The organism is Nocardia sp. CA-084685 (assembly GCF_050955785.1).
In the GTDB taxonomy this organism is placed as follows: domain Bacteria; phylum Actinomycetota; class Actinomycetes; order Mycobacteriales; family Mycobacteriaceae; genus Nocardia.
In genome coordinates this window covers 5472755-5491365 of the sequence record NZ_CP192094.1, presented here as the reverse complement: position 1 = coordinate 5491365, position 18611 = coordinate 5472755, and the positions used below count along the sequence as shown (strand labels likewise).

The window sequence follows — 18611 nt, the reverse complement described above, 5'->3', positions numbered from 1 at the left end:
TGGTGAGATTCGTGCTGCAAGGAGCAAGCCAAGCTCGGCCCATGCGCTCATCTGAGTTTCTATGGGCCGGATCACCGCGGTTGAGGGCCACTCCCACACCAGCCTGCATGCCATCGGAAATGGGTTCGCGGTTCAGCTCACCCAGGCGGGCGCGGTGCTGCGTGGAGAGCACGGCCACGCCGATGCTGCCGCCTGTCTGCCGAAGCGCTTGCAGCAGAGCCGATCCCGAGCCGGCGTGCTCCGCGGTGAGATCGATGGCCAGCCTGTGGCGGAGGGCATCACGAACCCGATACCAATGCCGAGCAGCACTATTGTGGCGGCCGCGATACCGTAGGAGATGGCGACCGTGATTAGGGCCCCGGCGTGAGACCCGCTGCAAGCAAGGCGAACCCGGCGGTGTGAACCGTCGGGTTGGGACCGCTGACCTAGAGGACGATGGTTCCCATCATGTCGAAGCGTTACCCGCCCGAGGGTCGTGAGAAGGCCGTTCGGCTGGTCTCGGAGCACCTCGATTAATACGAGTCCCCGTATGCCGCGGCGAAGGCGGTCGGCCCGAGGGGCGGTGTGCACTACAAGACATTGCGGGTGTGGGTGAAAAGGCCCTGGCCGAGAGAACACGCTCGGGCGGCAAGTGCAGGTCGGATTTTGCTGCTGCCGAGCGTGAGGAACTGGCGCGGCTGCCTAGGGAGAACGAGAACTCGAGCAGGCCAACGAGATTCTGGAGCTGGCCTCGATTTTTTCGCCCCGGAGCTCGACCCCGAGAAGCCACCGATCGTCGGGTTGATCGACGAGGACCGCCAGGTCTATGGTGTCGAGTCGATCTGCGGAGCGCTTTCGGCGTGCCGCGGGCGCGTGCCCGCCAGCGCGCAGTCGGGCACGTCATCTATCAGACACTGATCAGCGAGCGCCGCGCCGAGGTTGCCGATCGCGCGGTACCGACCACTGGGAGGGTGGCCTCATCATCGGAGCCGACGGCTGGGCTGTCGGCACGCTCGTCGAGCGCAGCACAAGGTTCACGATGCTGGTCCATCTGCCTCGCAGGGTGGGCCCGTGCTGGCCGGGCTACGGCGCTGAGGCCATGCGCGAGGCATTGGCTGGCCGAACAGATGGCCACGTTGCCTGCGATTCTGCGTCGCTCGCTCACCTGGGACCCCGGCAAGGATCTCGCTGAGAACGTCCGTTTTACTGTCGACACCGGTATCGCCGTCTACTTCGCCCATCTGCACTCGCCCTGGCAGTGGGGAACCAACAAGAACGCGAATGGTCTTCTGCGCCAGTACTTTCAGAAGGGCTCAGGCCTGTCCGGATGGATGGCGAGCGAGAACGGTTGGTCGTTACGGCACTGAATGCCAGACCTGCAAGACTCTCGGCTGGAAGACACGCGCTGAAGCACTCGACCATCATCAACAATCCCTCCGAGAGGCCGGTGTTGCGACGACCGGTTGAGTCCAGGAAAGTATCGTGCCTGGGAGTTGTTCAGCCGGACCGACTTCGTTGGCCTTATCCCCGGGCCGCGCGGGACTCGGGGATGGCCCGTGATAAGAGATCCGCAACGCTACGCAGCCCGAACGCGGTCGCCACCGCTCGCAGATCATCCAGCGTCAACGCCGAGGGGGGTGCAGGCAGTGATACGACATTGTGATCGCTATCAGCGCGGCGTGTCATTGAGAATCCTCAAGGTAGTTGACCAGGATGGGCCCCGATCGTCATACACACAGTGGCCGAACAACATCCGCTGAAATGCCCGATCAGTTTCACTGAAAGGACTGCCGGGCCGGTGATGCCGGCACCGAGGATTTGGTTCAATTCGGATACGACGTTGTGCGCTAGGGCATCGGCAAGTCGACGACGCCGCCGACATGGACAGGTTTCGCGCGTTGTTCGACTTCGCCTGAACTATTCGCACTGGGGATACAACACAGCGCCACCCGGCGCGCAGTGTCTCCATGCACCGGACTCTCCGCGGTATCTTCCGCCAGGTGTGGCTGGCCTGGCTCCAGGGCAGGGTTCGTATTGCCGCGGTTCCGATCGGGTGATCGGCACTCTGGCGAGGTTGAACAAACTTGATCCCGGCCGCCGACGACCTGCGCCACCGACGAGTGTGGTAAGTACGGCGTCGACGGACGTTCTTCCACCTCCAGCGATTCGTAGCAATGGTTTGTTTGCTTTGGCTTGGGCCAGCAGTTGTCGGGCCAGTTTCTTGGTGTCCACCTCGTCGTCGGTCACGGTGTCGAGTGTCTCCGACATCAGTCGGTCCTTCCTGTCGAACAATCAGGTTCGGCTGATCGGACCGAGATCAAGGTCCGCCGTTATCCCGACAACCGATATGCGGCCGGATGGGTGCCGATGACTTTCGCTCTGGGATCGCCTCTATATGAGTAGGAGGTGGTCGCGATGACCAGAGCGGTCGTTATCCCGGAACAGGCACGCGGCGAAGAGGCAGGCGTGCGTGATCGGGAATTGATCGACCAGGTGTTCGCGGCGGACACGGGCGTGCTGCCGTGTTCTCTGCAGTCTGCGGCGAGGTCCGCGCGAGTTTAGCGAATGCCAGTTAGCCGCGCGTACCAATCGCTCGTGACCCTCCCGACCCTTGGACAGGAGAATGATAATGAGTTCATCGCAGCAGCCGCAGACGACGGCGGTGGTCACCGGAGCCAGCCGCGGTTTCGGATTGGGGATCGCCGCAGCGCTGATCGACCGAGGTCACCGGGTCGTCGGCGTCGCACGCACCGCCGAGGCGTTGGCGGACCTGCGCCGGGAATTGGGTGTGGCGTTCATCCCGGTGGTTGCCGACGCGGCCGACGCGGAGACCGCCCGCATCCTGATCGAGCAATACCAACCCACACTGCTCGTGCTCAACGCGGGCGCGACGCCCGTCACTGGCACCGTGCACGAACAATCGTGGGAATCGTTCAGCCGCAACTGGCACGTTGACACCCAACATGCTTTCCACTGGATCCGAGCGGCGCTGCGACAGCCACTGGCGCCCGACAGCCTGGTGGTGGCGATGTCCAGCGGCGCCGCGCTGCGCGGCTCACCACTGAGCGGCGGATACGCGGGCGCGAAGGCGATGATCCGATTCCTCGCCTCATACGCCGCGGACGAATCCCGCCGCGCTGCCCTTGGTATCCGCTTCGCCACCGTACTGCCGCAACTCACGCCTGCCACCGAACTCGGCGCCGCCGGTGTCGCGGCCTACGCCCAGCGCCAAGGAATCGACATCGCCACATTCGCGACAGCACTCGAACCGCTGCTCACGCCGGCCACCGTCGGCGCCGAGATCGCGCGGCTGTGCCAGGACACAGGCAACCGGGACGAGCACCGGGTATACGAGCTCACCGGCCACGGACTTCACGCAATGGCGTGAATAACCAGAAAGAGAAGGTTATGTTGCTGGAAAACAAGAACGTAGTCGTTTACGGCGCTGGCGGAGCGGTCGGCAGCGCGGTCGCCCGCGGATTCGCCCACGAAGGTGCAAGGGTCTTCCTGACCGGGCGAAATCTCGACATCCTCAACACGGTCGCAAAGGAGATCTCCGCCGCGGGCGGAGCCGTCGAGACCGCTGTGGTCGACGCCCGGGACGAGAAATCCGTCGTCGAACACCTCGACGTCGTCGTCGACGAGGCCGGCGGCATCGACGTATCGTTCAATGCGATCGGAATTTCACCACAGGGACTGCAGGGAGTCCCCCTCACCGAACTGCCGGTCGATGATTTCATGCGGCCGATCGCAACCTATGCCCAGGCTCATTTCGTGACTGCGAAATCCGCCGCGCGGCATATGATTCCACGGCGTTCGGGGGTGATCATGATGCACACACCCGAACCGGCCCGACTGCCCCTGCCCCTGGTGGGCGGCATGAGTGTCGGCTGGGCGGCGCTGGAGGGTCTCAACCGCGCACTCTCCGCGGAATGGGCACAGCACGGCGTTCGTGCGATCTGCCTGCGCACCACAGGCATGGTGGAGACGCCGGTCATCGACATCGTCTATGGGCTACACGCCGATGCGTTGGGTATTACGAAGGACCAATTCACTGAAGTCGCGAGTGCGATGAGTCACCGCAAACGCCCAACCACGCTGGCTGAACTCACGGAGGTGGCGGTATTCCTCGCCTCCGACCGGGCATCGGCGATGACCGGAACCGTCGCCAATCTGACCGGCGGAATCATCGTCGACTGACCACGACAAGCCCCAGCCGCCGCACACCACACCGGCGGTCGGGGCACCCCAAACAGAGGAGCAAGCAATGAACGATCTACTCGCGACCGCGGTCGCCGCGCACGGTGGCTTGGACCGGTGGAATCGGATCCGGGCGGTCCGGGTCGGGGCAGCCATCACCGGGGCCTTCTGGCAGATCAAGGGCAAGGATGACGCGCTAACGAACATTCGCTTCGAGGTGGACACCACACGGGAGCGGCTGACTATGGACTTCGTCGGTCAAGACCGACGTTCGGTCTTCGAGCCCGACCGGGTTGTCCTACAGCAACCCGACGGCACGGTTGTCGACGCGCGTGATGATCCGGAGCGGTCGTTCGACGGCCACCAGTTCCAGACGCCATGGGACGACCTACATCTCGCGTATTTCACCGGGGAAGCACTGTGGACTTATTTGAATACGCCCTTCCTGTTGACCTGGCCGGGGTTCGTCTGCGAAGAGATCGCGCCCATCGAGGCCAACGGTGAAACATGGCGGCGGTTGGAGGTGATCTTCCCCGACCACATCAAGAGCCACACCCGCAGCCAGGTGTTCTGCTTCGGCCCGGATGGGCTACTGCGTCGCCATGACTTCACCATCGACATCGTCGACCGAGCCACCGAGTCACAGCTTTACGCCGCCGACTACCGCGACATCGACGGCATCATCATCCCAGCTACGCGACGGGCCTACGTCCCAGGCACCGACGACAAGGTCGTCATGGTCGCCATCGACATGGCAGAAATAGCCGTCCATTGACCCGAATCCCTTTCTGCACAAGGACATCACGATGAACAACAGCTACCGAGCCCCAGCCGTCACGCCCGCGGAGTGGGAGGCCGCCCGCTTGCAGCTGTTGGCGAAGGAGAAAGACCTGACTCGCGCTCGGGACGCCCTAGCCGCTGACCGCAGGCGGATGCCGTGGCTGAAGGTGGACCAGGAATACCTCTTCGACGGGCCGAACGGAACCGCCCGCCTGCCCGACCTCTTCGAGGGCCGCCGTCAGCTGCTGCTCTACCGCGCCTTCTTCGAGCCTGGCGTGTCCGGCTGGCCCGACCACGCCTGCGTCGGCTGCTCGCTGATGGCCGACCAGGTCGCCCATCTCGCGCATCTCAACGCCCGCGACACCACCCTGGCCTTCGCCTCACGCGCGCCGCAACCCGATATCGAACGGGTGAAAGCGCGCATGGGCTGGGCCATACCCTGGTACACGATCACGGATAGCTTCGACACCGACTTCGGTGTGGCCGAATGGTACGGCACGAACGCCTTCATCCGCGACGGCGACAGTGTCTACCGCACCTACTTCATCAACGAGCGCGAACACGAACCGATGGGAGGGACCTTGAATTCCCTCGACTTCACCGCACTCGGACGCCAAGAAGACTGGGAGGAATCCCCAGAGGGATACCCCCAAGTGCCGCGATACTCATGGCTGAACCGACACGATGAATACGGCCCGACCGAGCCATCCAGCCACCCCGTCACCGTCGAGCCGAAATGCGACCACTGACGACCGACCAGACGACGACCGGCACACCGGCGACGTGCCGGTCGTCGTCGCGGCGATCGTCGCTACGACCGACCGGACCCACGAAAAGCCTTGACTATCGGCTCCTCCGGAGGCCACATCACGACAGCCACAACAGGATCGGAGGATCATGCACACAGTGACTGAGACCAAGACCGGCAAAGAGGATTTCGGACGGCTGAGCGAACCGTTCCGACGCGAGCTGCTCGCCTACTGCTACCGCATGCTTGGTTCGGTCGAGGAGGCCGAAGAAGTGGTTCAGGACGTCTATCTCGACGCTTGGCGGGCATACGACAGGTTCGAGGGCCGATCGTCGTTGCGCACTTGGCTCTACCGCATCGCGACCCGGGCGTGTTTCAAAGCGTTGGAGAAAAGCAGACGCAGGCCGCTGCCTGCCGATCTCGGCGACCCCGAGACAAACCCGGGGGCCAGGCTAGTCGAGCGAACTCCGGAGGTGTTGTGGCTCCAGCCGATACCCGACTTCCTGTTCACCGCCGCACCGACCGACCCGGCAACTGTCGTGGTGCAACGGCAGACCATGCGGCTCGCCTTGATGGGGGCACTCCAACATCTACCGCCGCGACAACGAGCCGTGCTGATCCTGCGCGACGTGCTGCAGTGGCGGACCACCGAGGTCGCGGAACTATTGGAGATGACAACAGCGGCGGTCAACAGCGCGCTGCAGCGAGCACGAGACCAGGTTCCGCTCAGCGAGGACGGTCTGACCGAACCGGCCGAGCCACGGCAGCGGGCACTGCTCGACCGATACGTCAGTGCCTTCGAAACCGCGGACGTCGATCAACTCGTCGCGGTATTGACCGAAGACGCACGATGGGAAATGCCGCCAATCGCGACCTGGTTCGAAGGTCGCGAAACGATCGTCGCCTTCCTGGCCAGACAGATGCGGATTATCGGTCCAGCCGAATTGGTCGCCACCTCCGCCAATGGACAGCCCGCCTTCGCGGTGTACGCCCGCGGCCACGATGGTGCGTACCACCCACACGCACTGCACGTATTGACAATCACCGCCGAGGGGGTCAGCAGGATCGTCGCGTTCCACGGCTCCGGGCTGTTTCCGCTGTTCGGACTCTGACCAGGCAAGAGCATGTCCGAACAGGAAAACACCGCTCAGCACGACGCCGCGCTACACGCACAGCTGCGGCTGTTCTGCGAACTCATGCTCGGTTCAGTCGACGCCGCCGACTGCATGATTCAGCAGATTTACCGTCGTGCACTCGATTACCACGACGAGCAAGACAATCGGCCATCGAAACGCGTTCAACTGTTCCGTATTGCAGCAGATCTCTGTGGCGTCCGCCCGGAACAGACACTGCTACCCCCTAGGCGACGACATCGGCGAGAATAGCTCACCGCCGGACGCGCTCATGAGAGCCGGTGCGTGAGGAGTTCGGCCAGTTCGTCGTCAAAGAGTCCGTCCAGCCCACGGTCTCCGCCAGCCTGGTGAGCGCGTGCCAGCGGTATTGCCTGGATGAGCGCCGCATCTCATGCAGCCCGGGTACCATGCGCGAGCCGATCCCGCTGATCACATGGCTGGCCTCGCGACGCACGAAGCCCACGGGATCAGCGAGCAGTGGAAGCAGCGCGGGAAGCTGTGAGAGTGACTCCTCGGTCAGTCGCCGAAAGACCCCGCAGGCCGAGTAGCGCACATCCGGGTCCTCGTCGGCCAGCAGTGGAAGCACCACGGGAACGTATGGCACGGCCCCGGTGCCCAAAGGCCACGACGCACGCCCACGACCGCACATTACGACTTTCATGGTGCAGCAACGGAACGAACATATTCCGGTCTGATTCCCGAAGCCGCTTGAGCGCCTCGCCGATAGGGTTCCTCCGTGATGGGCCCCGTTGTGGGCCCGAGACGATGTGCCGTTCGCGAGCGCCAGACCATCCTGGTCACTGCGGCCTGCACCCGCGCGGATACCCGAAGGTAAATGCCCGGTGATTCCAAAGTCTCCGGACATGCCATGCGATTCATACCTCCCGAACTGATCAGGATCTACGGTTTGGGTAGCGATGGTTCCCGAGCTAGAGCGTGAGATCGGTGAGGGGCGTGGCGCGATCAGTCAAGTGGCCCGGGATTTTGGTGTGCACAAGGAGGCGCTAGTTCGAAACGTCCGGCGTGGAGGCGGGTCACCAGCTCCTTGTGGCCGACGATTACCAGGCGCGGAGTGCGATCGGTCAGGACCGCGTTTTCCTTGGTTGGTGGCACGCCAGTTTGTCGTGCCGTCGACATGGTTACAGGTTGCTCCGAACACTGGCTGGCCTAGAGATGAAAAGCAGGGCGCAGGCTGCCGCGACGGCGCTCGCGAGCATGAACACACGAGTCAGGTTGAACGCATGTAGGACCTCATTTGGTGCTGGTGTGCCGAGGATCGCGACGAAAGCCGCGACGCCGATGGTGGCGCCGATCTGCCGGAACATCGTCTGCGCGCCGATGCCCGTGGCCAGGCGCGCTGGTGACAGCGTCGAGGTTGCCGCGACTGTGAAGGCAGGCAGCACCAATCCGACTCCAGCTCCACCTATCAGCGCGCCGGGCAACAGTCCGGCGAGAAAATTCGGCTGTAGGCCAACGAGACCGAGCCACAGCAGTACGCCCGCACCGAACATCAGTGCCCCGGCTCCACCTACTAGTCCAGGCCCGAAACGACGCACCAGCCGGGCGGACACGGGTGCACAGACAGCCGCAGCGAGTGGACCTGGTGTCAGGGCAAGTCCGGCGGTGATCGGCGAATAGTGCCACACATCGGTCAGGAAGATCACATTGCTGATCAGCATGGCGCTGAACGCCGCGAAGAATAGGGCTCCCGAGAGAGTTGCGAGCGCGAAGGCTGGCACTCGCAGAATGGACAACTCGAGAACTGGCGCGGCGTATTGACGGGAGCGAACCACAAACGCGACTGACAGCGCAGCACTCATTGCTAAAATCGAGATCGCAGCCGAATTCCATTGCCACTCCGGTCCTTTCACTAGCCCGAGAGTCGCGAGTGCGACAGCGGCAGTAAGGAGGATGGTGCCGAGAGCGTCGGGCATCTTCGGGCGTTCGGGGTCGCGAAATTCGGTTAGCATGCGAGAACCGAGTATCGCCGCGACCAGGGCAACGGGGATATTGATGAGAAAGATCCAGTGCCAACTGACTTCAGTGAGTAGTCCGCCTATGACGGGGCCGGTCGCCGCACCGACCGCGCCGATCGCGGCCCAACCCCCGATGACGACTGGCCGTCGCTCGGGTTTTACGAGGGGAAGCACCAGTCCGAGCGAGGTGGGAGTCACGGCGGCGGCGCCGACCGCCTGGATGACACGTGCAGTGATGAGAACGGGCAAGGATGGCGCGACCGCACACAGCGCGGAGCCGAGACCGAAAATGGTAATCCCGCCGACGAATACGACACGCCGCCCAAGGACGTCTCCGAGTTTGCCTGCGGGAACTAATAGTGCCGCGAAGACAATCGCATACGCGCTAAGTACCCAGGACACATCTGAGATAGTTGCCGGTGCGAATGCCGCCTGTATCGCTGGGAACGCGATATTGACGATAAAGAGGTCGAGCTGGGCCAAGAACACCGCGGTCGCGACGATCGCAAACGAGACGGCGAAGGAACGTTGGGCGGTCTGTGTGGGCATCAGTTCACCCACCGTCGAGCGGCCGCCAGTGTACGGGCACACGGCAGTGTCGAATCGAACTTGTTTGCCCGACCGCGGCGGTGCGGTGAGGTCGCAACAAGCGAGACAGCAGCCAAAGATGATGTGCCCATGACGATTTCGAGCGAGAGGGCGGGAGTCGGCGGTCGCGGGTGAAATGGGCCCATCGCAAACGGTGCGCCTTCCACAGTTATCCCTGCGCTGATCGCTATCGCCGGAACCGGCTGGTCTTCGAGAGCGGTCGTCACCACAGCTTCTCCTGAAGTCACTTGTAAATTACAAGTCACTCTAGGCGTGGTAACTTCAATAGTGCAAGTGACTCTGATCGGAGAAGGAGTATGGCCGAAGCGGGGGAGCGGCGCTCGAATTGTGCGATCGCTGGGACTCTGGACATCCTCGGGGACCGGTGGTCGCTGCTAATTGTGCGCGACCTGCTATTTCAGGGCGACCTGCGATACGGTGACTTCATGTCGGCGGGCGAGGTGATTCCGACCAATACACTGGCTGATCGCCTGCGGCGCCTTGAATCCTCCGGGATCGTCGAGCGATCGGCATATCAACAGAACCCGCCGCGCTACTTCTACCGGTTGACTCCCAAGGGGCGCGAACTCGGCCCTGTCTTGAGGGCCATGGCGACGTGGGGGATGCGGCATCTACAGGGGACGCGCAGCCTCCTGAGTGACTAGCGCCGGCAGATGGACAGGGTTGAGCCCGTCCGCAGAAACGGATGGCGACAACGGTTGAAGGACCTCGAACGCGAAAACTCCACCTTGAAAAGGCTTCTCGCCGAAGCCGAGCTGGAGAAGGCAGCGTTGAAGGAGATCGCCAAGGGAAACTTCTAGACCCGGAACGCCGGCGGGCGGCCGTGGCGCACCTGATGCGCGTGCTGGGCCTCAGCGAACGGTTCGCCTGCCGGGTCACCGGGCAACACCGAAGTACCCAACGTCGGCCATCGGCCGACCAGACTGCGACCGATCCTGATGCAGCGCTGCGTGATTGGTTACGCGACTGGGCCAAAGCGCATCCGCGGCAGGGTTTCCGCCGCGCCTATCACGACGCTCGCGGCGAGGGCTGGATGGTCAACCACAAGAAGATCCAACGCCTTTGGCGCGACGAGGGCCTGCGAGTGCCGCAGCGGCGCCGCCGAAAACGCCTGGGCACCTCCACTGCCATGGCGGTGACCGCGAACGCACCGAATCGGGTATGGGCAGTCGATTTCCAATTCGACGCCACCGACGACGGCCGCCCGGTCAAAATCGTCTCGATCGTCGACGAGCACACCCGCGAATGCCTCGGCGGCCTGGTCGAGCGCTCGATCACCGCCGACCGACTCATCGACGAACTCGACCGCATCGCCGTCGACCGCGGCTACCCGGGCGCGCTGCGCTGCGACAACGGCCCCGAACTGGCCTGCCAGGCGATGGCCGACTGGGCGGGTGAACGCGTCGGTTTGGCTTTCATCCCGCCCGGCCAACCCTGGCGCAACGGCTACATCGAATCATTCAACGGTCGCCTGCGCGATGAATGCCTCAACATCAACAGCTTCTGGTCCCTCACCCAGGCAAGGGTCGTAATCAGCGACTGGAAGGACGAATACAACCACCACCGCAGACATTCCGCGCTGGGCTACCAGACCCCGGCCCGATACGCTGCAACCTGCATCCACCGATAACCGGCTCTCACACCCGGTGGACCGAATCACGGGGTCCCGTCAATTTGTAACGTAGCCGGAGTCCGCGTGTCCCCCAAGGCCGTTGAAGGCGAGCAGACCGAACATGATCGACGCTACGCCAGGCGCCCCAGCCAGCACAGCATGATTCATTTATCCGCGGTGAACGGCTGTTGAGCGACATCGAATGTCAGCGCGTCCGCTGTCACCGGGCTGCGGCCCGGACACTATGCCCGAGGGAGTCGCGGTGCGGGTGATCGAGTACGAGGTCACCGAACGCGAGAGTCGCAACCCTGGCCTGATCCGGCTGGTCACTGCAAGACCGCCTATATCCACTAACACGGGCGCGCAAATTAGCGGCATTGGCGCAAACAGGGGGCATTCACCTGCTCCGCCGATTGCTACCGCGTTGCCGGTTCCGCAGTATGGCGGATGTCTAACTGTGGCGGCTTTCCTACCCTCAGTGAGGCTGGGTCCGCGAGAAAGGAGGTCTCAGCGGCTCGGTGGCCCGCACTTTCAAGGGGCTCATGGACTGCTTCGGCGAAGCCGCGGAACGATAGCTGAATCGATGGATCGTGGATGTCGGTACTTGCCATCGTATGCAGCGGCAGAATTCTGTTGCCACCAGGGATCCGGGCCTGGCGATCATTGTCTGGCGCAAGCTATTTCGCTTCCGGCGGACAGCGTGCTTAGTGCTGGTGGTGAGCATGGTACCTGGGTGCACCGCACCCCCATCTCGATTTTTTCCTGATCCGCAGCCGCCCTAGGTGGGGACTTCACCGCCCAGTTCCTTTGGCTGACGCAGCGTCATATCCAGCCGCCTATCAGTCGGCGGCCCGTGGCTGTTCCGGCCTCCGGCCCCAGGCGCCTCCGCCCGTGTAGAGCGCCGTCGCCATCCGTAAACGCCCTCAAAGCAACTTCAATCTGAACTCGCCACTTCAAAAACAGGAAGCCAATAGCTAAACTATGGAAATACGCACGACCGAGGAGGTGACATGGCGAAGCTGAAGATCGGCGACCTACTGCCAACCCGGGACCACGCCGTTCTCGGTGACCACGAGCTCGGTCGGCTCGTCGTTCAGTCACGTCGGGCCGAAGAGCTGGGCCTGGATTCAGTGTGCGCGGGTGACAGCCTCGTGCCCAGGCCGCGCGTGGATCTGTTGCTGGCCGCCGCAGCCCCGACCACTAGAGGCAGTAAGTGATGTATCTACACGGATCTTATTCAACGATCAACCGATCTGGTAGCCAACCGTCATCAACCAGTGCGGCGGAGTCATTGCTTGAGCCGGCACATCTTCTCCAGGCCATATCAGGTCGTTATACCAGTAGCCAACCCCTTGTTGTATGGGCCCGAGACCTCAGCGATTTGCACGCCGAATTGATTTCATTTCGGCTCGATCGGAAGCTGCAGCAACAAGGCCTCGTCTGCGAGAAAGTCCGCACGCGGATCGATCGAATTGTAAAGGAGATCGATACGTGGGCCGCACGATACGTGCCGCGCACGAAAAACGCTCGCAAACACACTCACTCGCTAGGCGAGGTGATCAGCCATATCGCTAAGACTTACGCCGAGGCGTGGTGGACAGTGCTGCACTGCTCGGACGCCGAAACGTGTCATCAGGCATGGTTTCACCTTGGCGAGGCCCGAGAAGGCTACGCAGAAATGGTGAGCGAAATACGAGCACGACACCTTCAATTGCCGCTGGGATGGTGCGGAGTCGAGAGGGGTATCGCATGACACGGTCGTTACACCGCAGGGCGCCCCCGCGAAATCGTCCCAGCATTGCCACGCTCGCGACAGGTCCGATCTAACAGACAGCGCCACCGATCCTCGATGACCCTAAGTGTCGACCGGACACCGGTGCGAAGCACGGCAAGAATAAATCAGTTGTTGATCATATGCGACTACCGGATTGTGAGCTGCAGCTTATCTATTCCGGAGCCCGCCTGTCTCAGGGTGCGTGTGCTTGGCACACTCGCTGCCCCGGCAATGGGGCCGATTGGCGGTTCACAACGGCGTGGACCTCGAGACGGGTATGCACGAGAACATCGTTTAGGCCGATGTCGCCATGAGCGAGAATTCCGATCTGACCGAGACAACCCGAGACGTACACGAAAATGCACCCAAGGTTATGTCGACGAAGACATCCGTCGTGGGCTCGCCGCAGCGGCTACCGCCTGGCCTCGCGAACAAATACACTATTTCATAGGCAGTCCCGAATTAGGTCAGCGACCTCGGCCATAGACTGGCACTCAATCGAGTGAGATGGTTTGTGTGGTGGCGCCGGCAAGTCGATAATGGCCTCGGGCCGGCCAGTTGGAAGTCGGCGATACCACGCCAATAGCTCCGACCACTATTCCGGTTCGGTCGAAGATTGCCTCAGCAATAACGGATTCGCCGAGGACTGTCTCACCGTGCTCGTAGGTGAGCCCCGTCGAAACTCCGCACAGCCGCTCGGCTATTGGGTGCGCCCGTTAGTTCGTTGGGCGTATGCCGCGAGCAGTCGGGGTGCGTGCAGGTCGCGGCAGCCGAGGCGGTGCAGTAGCTGGTTGAGGTCGTCGCGGGTGAAGGTCCAGTCGAATGGGCGGGCAGCGTTGCTGTAGTGATCCTGGAAGGCGAGCAGCCGGGCGGCGACCTCGCGAGGTCGGCGAAGTCGTCGGGGCACAAGGCCTTTCGTTGCACGACCGAGAAGTAGACCGCTACCTGATTCAGCCACGATGCGTGCGCCGGCAGGTGCACCATGTGGGAGTTGGCTAGGCGTCGCTGAGACGTGCCGCTGCTGCCAGTTGCGGTGTGAGGCCCCGTTGTTGCTGATCCAGAGGACCCGCCAGCCGCTGGCACACGGTTCTCGGGTCATCACTTCGTCGGTCACCTGGGGGAGCGGTTCGATGCCGGTGGTGGGCTCGCAGCGGGCGATGACGTCGGCGCGGTGCACGTAGTAGGCGGCGAAATACGGAGCGGGCGCCGGGGGCGGGGACCTCGACGCCGGGGACGTCGATCGGCTGGGCCGACTCAGGCAACAGCAGCGCCGCAAGCGATCTGCCCAGACTCCTACCACAGAAGTCTCAGGCCGCCGCTTTCTGTCGATGGGCCTGGCCTGCGCCACGTTTGCACCGCACGATGTTCGGCCCATGCCCGAATGAGCCGTCGAACATCGTGTGCCCATGGGGGTGTCGTCTCAGCCGGATCTCGCCTGGGAGCGCAGGGTACAGCCGCCACTCCGACCAGCGGGCGGCGATGGCCATCACAGTGGTGTTCGTGCTGGTAAGTGGTTGCGCGAGCCTGACAACGACGCCAACTAGGGCGCGGCCTTGTGGCCGGCCTTCCTATTTTCCTGGTGTGTTGACGGCTGCCCTGCTCCGACGAATTCGACTCGTGCGCGAGTGGTGCTCGGGGTCTCACCGGTGTGTCTGCGGTAGACGCGGCGGAATGCGGCCGGGTCGGCGTAGCCGACGGCGGCGGCTATCGCGTCGACGGGACGGCGGGTGGTGGCCAGCAGGCCGGCAGCGTGGGCGACGCGGAGGCGGTGGACGAATTCGGTGGGGGACATGCCCAGGGAGTCGCGGGTTCGGCGGGCCAGCGTGCGTGGGGAAACCGATGCAGCGGTGGCCAATTCGCGCAGGCTTGCCTGGCGGTCGAGGTTCGCAGTGACATGGTGTTCGACGGCGCGCAGAATGGGATCGGTTGCGCGGAGGTGTTCGAGCACCATATAGCGGGACTGAGACATGCGGGCGTCCAGGACGAGGTAGCGAGCCACGCGGTGGGCCAGGTCCGGGCCGCCGAGGCGGGCCACCACGGCCAGCATCACGTCGGCGTGGGCGAAGGCCGCACCGGCGGTGAGCACCATGCCGCTATCGACGACCATGCGGTCGGCCCGCACGGTCACGTCCGGGAAGCGGTGTGCGAATAGCGGAGCCAGCCACCATGTGGTGGTCGCGTCCCGCCCTGCCAGCAGTCCCGATGCGGCGAGCACGAAGGTCGCCGAGCAAGAGGCGACCACCGTCGCGCCCCCGGCGGCAGCCTGCCGGATCAACTCGACGGCTCGGGCGGTGTCGGGCTGAGTCAGGAGGCGGTCGATGCGCGGCCGGTCGGCCGCGGACGGCCCGGGCATTACGAGCACATCGTCCGGGCCGAATTCCATTGTGTCCACGGCGATCCCGGCCGTGACCGAAATCGATCGTCCGCCGCCAGACCGAACGTGCGCGCCGTCCATCGATACCACACGTTGTGCGAGGAGCAACTCGGAGCGCACGGGCGCGTGGGCGTCCGCAGCGGCCAGCCCAGCGGCGGTATCGATGATGTCGAGCCCGACGCCCAGTGCGCCTTCCAGCACGCCGTCCAGTGCGAGATGCGTAATCATTTGGCAAGAATAGACCGAAGGGTGGCGTTCTGGTCAATGGTGAGGTGGGACGCCCTCCGGCACAGTTTCGACTATGCAGCAACCCTTCGCCGAAGATCCGCGCGACGACCCCCTCGACGACTTCACCGCCCGCTCGATCACTCTCGACAGCGCCACTCGCACGGTGTACGTGAGCGGCACCGGCCCGGCGGTCATCGTCATGGCGGAAATGCCCGGCATCAGTACGGACGTGGCCCGGTTCGCACGCTGGGTGCGCGACGCGGGCCTCACGGTCTACATGCCTTCACTGTTTGGCCGTGATGGGGCCTACCCCGATGCCGCGGAAGGGCGTTCGGTATTCGAGCGCGCATGCGTCAGCGCCGAATTCCGGGCACTCGCGGCCAACCGGTCCAGTCCGGTCACCCGCTGGCTGCGTGCGCTGGCAAATCTCGCCCACCACGAATGCGGTGGTCCGGGTGTCGGGGCGGTCGGCATGTGCTTCACCGGCAATTTCTCGCTGACCATGATGCTCGAGTCGTCGGTGCTGGCACCCGTGCTGTGTCAGCCCGCATTGCCCTTGAACGATCCCGGCGCGCTGGAGATCTCGGCCGGGGAGCTGGCGACCGTGCGCCAACGCATGGAACGCGACGACCTCGTCGTGCGCGCCTACCGATTCGAAGGCGACCGCTTTTGCACCGCGCAACGCTTCGCGGCCTACGAGGCGGCGCTCGGCTCCCGCTTCGAAGGACGAGTGCTGCCCGCCGGGGCCGCCAATCCGTCCCCGCCGCCGTTCTTCGAGCAGTTTGTGGACTGTCCCCACAGTATCGTGACCGCCCACCTCATCGACGCTGCAGGCGAGCCCACCCGCGAGGCGCGCGATGAGATCATCGGCTTTCTCGTCGAGCTGCTCGCCGCGGCGAGCAGCTGAGACTTCACGCTCAACCGCACGCGCCGGCTGGGATGTGAGTGAGTCGTGCGGGAGTGGTGTTGAGTCGATCGAGGACCTGCTGATGTAGATACATCGTTCTCGACGTCGAGAATCAATGTGCAGCAGGAGATTTCGGTGAACCGTCAGCGGGTGTGTGAGCGGATGTAGTAGACGAGAGACGCGTCCGCGAAGATTCAGCAACCGTTGCGCAGCGGCCATCGAGTGGTGTGGTGGGCAAGACTCGGAGTGTCTGATCGACTGTAGGTGTCTCGAATCCGCGCGAAGCGTATAGCTCTGCCTCAAAGTGTCGTCAGGGCGGTTAGCCGTCGCTCTAGTTCGGTTTGCTCGACGACGTTCTGAGTAAGTGAGATAGCCCGCCGATACGCATCAGCCGCTGCTGCTTGGTCGCCGGCCCGGTTGAGCAGGTCGGCGTGGGTGGCGTGCAGTGGCTGGTACCGCTGGAGCGCTGGGTCGGTCAGTAGTGGCCCAAGGAGGTCAAGACCGGCCCGGGGGCCTTCGGCAAACCCGACGGCCGCCGCGTGGTTGACCGCGACTACTGCCGACCGGCTGATCTGGCCAAGTGCGGCGTACAGGTCGGCGATCTGCTCCCAATCAGTGGCGTCCGGGTCGGCGGCCTGGATGTGCAAGGCGGTGATCGCCGCTTGGAGCTGGTACTGGCCGGGCCTGCGGAACCGCATTGCCTTCTCGAGGGCACGCAGCCCGTCTGCGATCTGCGCGTAGTCCCACAGCGAGCGGTCCTGGTCAGCGAGCGCCACGTATCTGCCCGAAACTGCACGGGCGGCCCGACGAGCGTTATGGAGGAGCATCAGTGCAAGCAGTCCCCACGCGTCGGCTTCGTCAGGTATCAGGTCGACGAGTAGCCGTCCCAATCGGATAGCCTCGCCGCACAACTCGCTCCTGGTCAGCTGATCCCCGGCACTGGCGGAATATCCCTCGTTGAAGATCAGGTAAACGACGCGGAGTACGCCACGCAGCCTTGCCGGCAGTTCGTCGTCGGCGGGTACCTGGTACCGAATGTGTGCGTTGGTGATCTTGCTCTTGGCGCGGCTGATTCGCTTGCCCATCGTCGGCTCGGCGACCAGGAACGCGCGAGCAATCTCGGCCGTGGTGAGCCCGCCCAGGGTGCGCAGCGTCAGGGCCACCTGGGCCGATGGGTCCAGGGCTGGGTGGCAGCAGGTGAAGATGAGCCGCAGCCGGCATCGATGATCACGCTTGCCTCGCTTGTAGCTGGATGTTCCTGCTGGTCGAGCCTGATGAGCTCGGCGAGCCGGGCCGCGCGGTCGGCCACCGTGCGGTTTCGGCGCAGCCGGTCGATGGCCCGCCGTCGGGCGGTTACGTTGATCCAGGCAGCCGGATTCCGCGGTATGCCGTCCCGAGGCCAGGCCTCGAGGGCGGCCTCGAACGCGTCTTGTAGCGCGTCCTCGGCCACCTGGAAGTCGCCTGCCTGTCTGATCAGCGTCGCCAGTACGTTCACCCGCTCTTCGCGGAAGACCTGCGCCGCCACCTCAACCAAGCGGATCATCGCCGGTCGGCTCCATGATCGGTCGAATTTCCACCGAGCCATACCGAGCGGTTGGGAACCGCGCGGCGTGCCGCAGCACCTCGTCGAGGTCGTCGCATTTCAACACGTAGAAGCCGACGAGCACCTCCTTGGTGATGGCGAACGGCCCGTCGGTCATCTCGATCTCATCGTCCCGGACCCGGACGGTTGTCGCGGTGTCCGTTCCGTGCAAGGCGCCGTTGGCATCCAGCAGACCAACAGCACGCAGGCCATCGGTAAGCTCCTGCCACAGCGGCAGCTGCGCCCAGCGCTGCCGCTGTGTCGCCTCGTCGCCCTCGGGCGAGTACAACAACACCAAATACCGTGGCATCAATCCTCCTCACGTCGACCGATCCTTTGTTATGCAGACCGGGTCGGGCGCACGAAATCATCGGTCATGCCTGGCAAATGTGATTGGCTTCGACCAGCCAACGGTCCTCCTGGTAGGTCAGAATCCACGTAACCAGGTGCTGTCGGTCGGGAGGAGCCACGGCTGTCCTGGCTGCGGCATGATGTCCGGCCGAGGTCACAGCCGTTACTGGCGATAGTTGTCGAACATCTCGATCACCGGCCTTGAGGTCGTAATCGGCTCGGCTCGGATTCGCACGCTGATCTGTGACAACTTCACACGTGGGCCCGGACGCCTCAAACTATCCGCTCGACGGGATGTGCACCGAGCGCCTCGACGTCGGCTGGACGGTGTGGGCGCCTATCGATGCGAACGAAGTTG

The 18611-nt window shown here is 63.7% G+C and carries 15 protein-coding genes and 3 pseudogenes; 12 read left to right on the top strand and 6 right to left on the bottom strand.

Annotated features, from left to right (window positions below; genetic code table 11):
* Positions 1 to 61: 61 nt before the first annotated feature.
* The 8 genes and pseudogenes from ACQP2U_RS24520 to ACQP2U_RS24485 all read left to right on the top strand — a co-directional run bounded on the left by ACQP2U_RS24520 (position 62) and on the right by ACQP2U_RS24485 (position 6819).
* Positions 62 to 334, top strand: a complete 273-nt coding sequence (locus ACQP2U_RS24520) for a hypothetical protein (RefSeq protein WP_433709633.1) — start codon at positions 62 to 64, stop codon at positions 332 to 334.
* A gap of 496 nt (positions 335 to 830) precedes the next feature.
* Positions 831 to 1446: pseudogene (locus ACQP2U_RS24515) on the top strand (IS30 family transposase); the annotation flags it as partial.
* Between the two features lie 948 nt (positions 1447 to 2394).
* A complete protein-coding gene (locus tag ACQP2U_RS24510; RefSeq protein ID WP_433709632.1) occupies positions 2395 to 2541 on the top strand; it encodes a hypothetical protein in 147 nt (48 codons plus the stop codon).
* 67 nt (positions 2542 to 2608) lie between these two features.
* Positions 2609 to 3367 carry an SDR family oxidoreductase gene (locus tag ACQP2U_RS24505; RefSeq protein WP_433709631.1) on the top strand — a complete coding sequence of 253 codons (759 nt, stop codon included), beginning with the start codon at positions 2609 to 2611 and terminating at the stop codon, positions 3365 to 3367.
* A 20-nt stretch (positions 3368 to 3387) separates the two neighbouring features.
* On the top strand, positions 3388 to 4179 hold the full coding sequence (locus ACQP2U_RS24500; protein ID WP_433709630.1) for an SDR family NAD(P)-dependent oxidoreductase: 792 nt from the start codon (positions 3388 to 3390) through the stop codon (positions 4177 to 4179).
* A 67-nt stretch (positions 4180 to 4246) separates the two neighbouring features.
* The gene (locus ACQP2U_RS24495) at positions 4247 to 4954 is read left to right on the top strand and encodes a hypothetical protein (protein ID WP_433709629.1); all 708 of its coding nucleotides are present in this window, start codon (positions 4247 to 4249) and stop codon (positions 4952 to 4954) included.
* A gap of 31 nt (positions 4955 to 4985) precedes the next feature.
* A complete protein-coding gene (locus ACQP2U_RS24490; protein WP_433709628.1) occupies positions 4986 to 5708 on the top strand; it encodes a DUF899 domain-containing protein in 723 nt (240 codons plus the stop codon).
* 148 nt (positions 5709 to 5856) lie between these two features.
* Positions 5857 to 6819 carry a sigma-70 family RNA polymerase sigma factor gene (locus ACQP2U_RS24485; protein ID WP_433709627.1) on the top strand — a complete coding sequence of 321 codons (963 nt, stop codon included), beginning with the start codon at positions 5857 to 5859 and terminating at the stop codon, positions 6817 to 6819.
* Between the two features lie 274 nt (positions 6820 to 7093).
* Here ACQP2U_RS24485 and ACQP2U_RS24480 read toward each other — a convergent pair whose 3' ends face one another.
* Complete coding sequence (locus ACQP2U_RS24480) at positions 7094 to 7426, bottom strand: hypothetical protein (RefSeq protein ID WP_433709626.1); 333 nt, start codon at positions 7424 to 7426, stop codon at positions 7094 to 7096.
* 553 nt (positions 7427 to 7979) lie between these two features.
* Complete coding sequence (locus ACQP2U_RS24475; protein WP_433709625.1) at positions 7980 to 9365, bottom strand: MFS transporter; 1386 nt, start codon at positions 9363 to 9365, stop codon at positions 7980 to 7982.
* A gap of 356 nt (positions 9366 to 9721) precedes the next feature.
* On the opposite strand from ACQP2U_RS24475, the gene ACQP2U_RS24470 reads away from it, so the two are divergent.
* From ACQP2U_RS24470 to ACQP2U_RS24460, 3 genes and pseudogenes are all read left to right on the top strand, one after another.
* Positions 9722 to 10069, top strand: a complete 348-nt coding sequence (locus tag ACQP2U_RS24470; RefSeq protein ID WP_433709624.1) for a winged helix-turn-helix transcriptional regulator — start codon at positions 9722 to 9724, stop codon at positions 10067 to 10069.
* A gap of 48 nt (positions 10070 to 10117) precedes the next feature.
* A pseudogene (locus ACQP2U_RS24465) lies at positions 10118 to 11055 on the top strand (IS3 family transposase); the annotation flags it as partial.
* Positions 11056 to 12047: 992 nt separating this feature from the next.
* The gene (locus ACQP2U_RS24460) at positions 12048 to 12254 is read left to right on the top strand and encodes a hypothetical protein (RefSeq protein ID WP_433709623.1); all 207 of its coding nucleotides are present in this window, start codon (positions 12048 to 12050) and stop codon (positions 12252 to 12254) included.
* Positions 12255 to 13511: 1257 nt separating this feature from the next.
* Here ACQP2U_RS24460 and ACQP2U_RS24455 read toward each other — a convergent pair.
* Both ACQP2U_RS24455 and ACQP2U_RS24450 read right to left on the bottom strand, forming a co-directional pair.
* Positions 13512 to 13718 (bottom strand): hypothetical protein, encoded by a 207-nt coding sequence (locus tag ACQP2U_RS24455; protein ID WP_433709622.1) that lies wholly within the window; start codon positions 13716 to 13718, stop codon positions 13512 to 13514.
* A gap of 633 nt (positions 13719 to 14351) precedes the next feature.
* Entirely contained in the window at positions 14352 to 15413 is a 1062-nt protein-coding gene (locus tag ACQP2U_RS24450) for a GlxA family transcriptional regulator (RefSeq protein ID WP_433709621.1), read from the bottom strand.
* 73 nt (positions 15414 to 15486) lie between these two features.
* Between ACQP2U_RS24450 and ACQP2U_RS24445 the strand changes: the two genes are divergently transcribed.
* Positions 15487 to 16320, top strand: a complete 834-nt coding sequence (locus tag ACQP2U_RS24445) for a dienelactone hydrolase family protein (protein ID WP_433709620.1) — start codon at positions 15487 to 15489, stop codon at positions 16318 to 16320.
* Positions 16321 to 16619: 299 nt separating this feature from the next.
* Here the strand turns inward: ACQP2U_RS24445 and ACQP2U_RS24440 are convergent.
* Positions 16620 to 17863 (bottom strand): annotated as a pseudogene (locus ACQP2U_RS24440) (RNA polymerase sigma factor).
* Entirely contained in the window at positions 17847 to 18212 is a 366-nt protein-coding gene (locus tag ACQP2U_RS24435; protein ID WP_433709619.1) for a YciI family protein, read from the bottom strand. The pseudogene ACQP2U_RS24440 and the gene ACQP2U_RS24435 overlap by 17 nt, the downstream one beginning before the upstream one ends.
* Between the last annotated feature and the right edge of the window lie 399 nt (positions 18213 to 18611).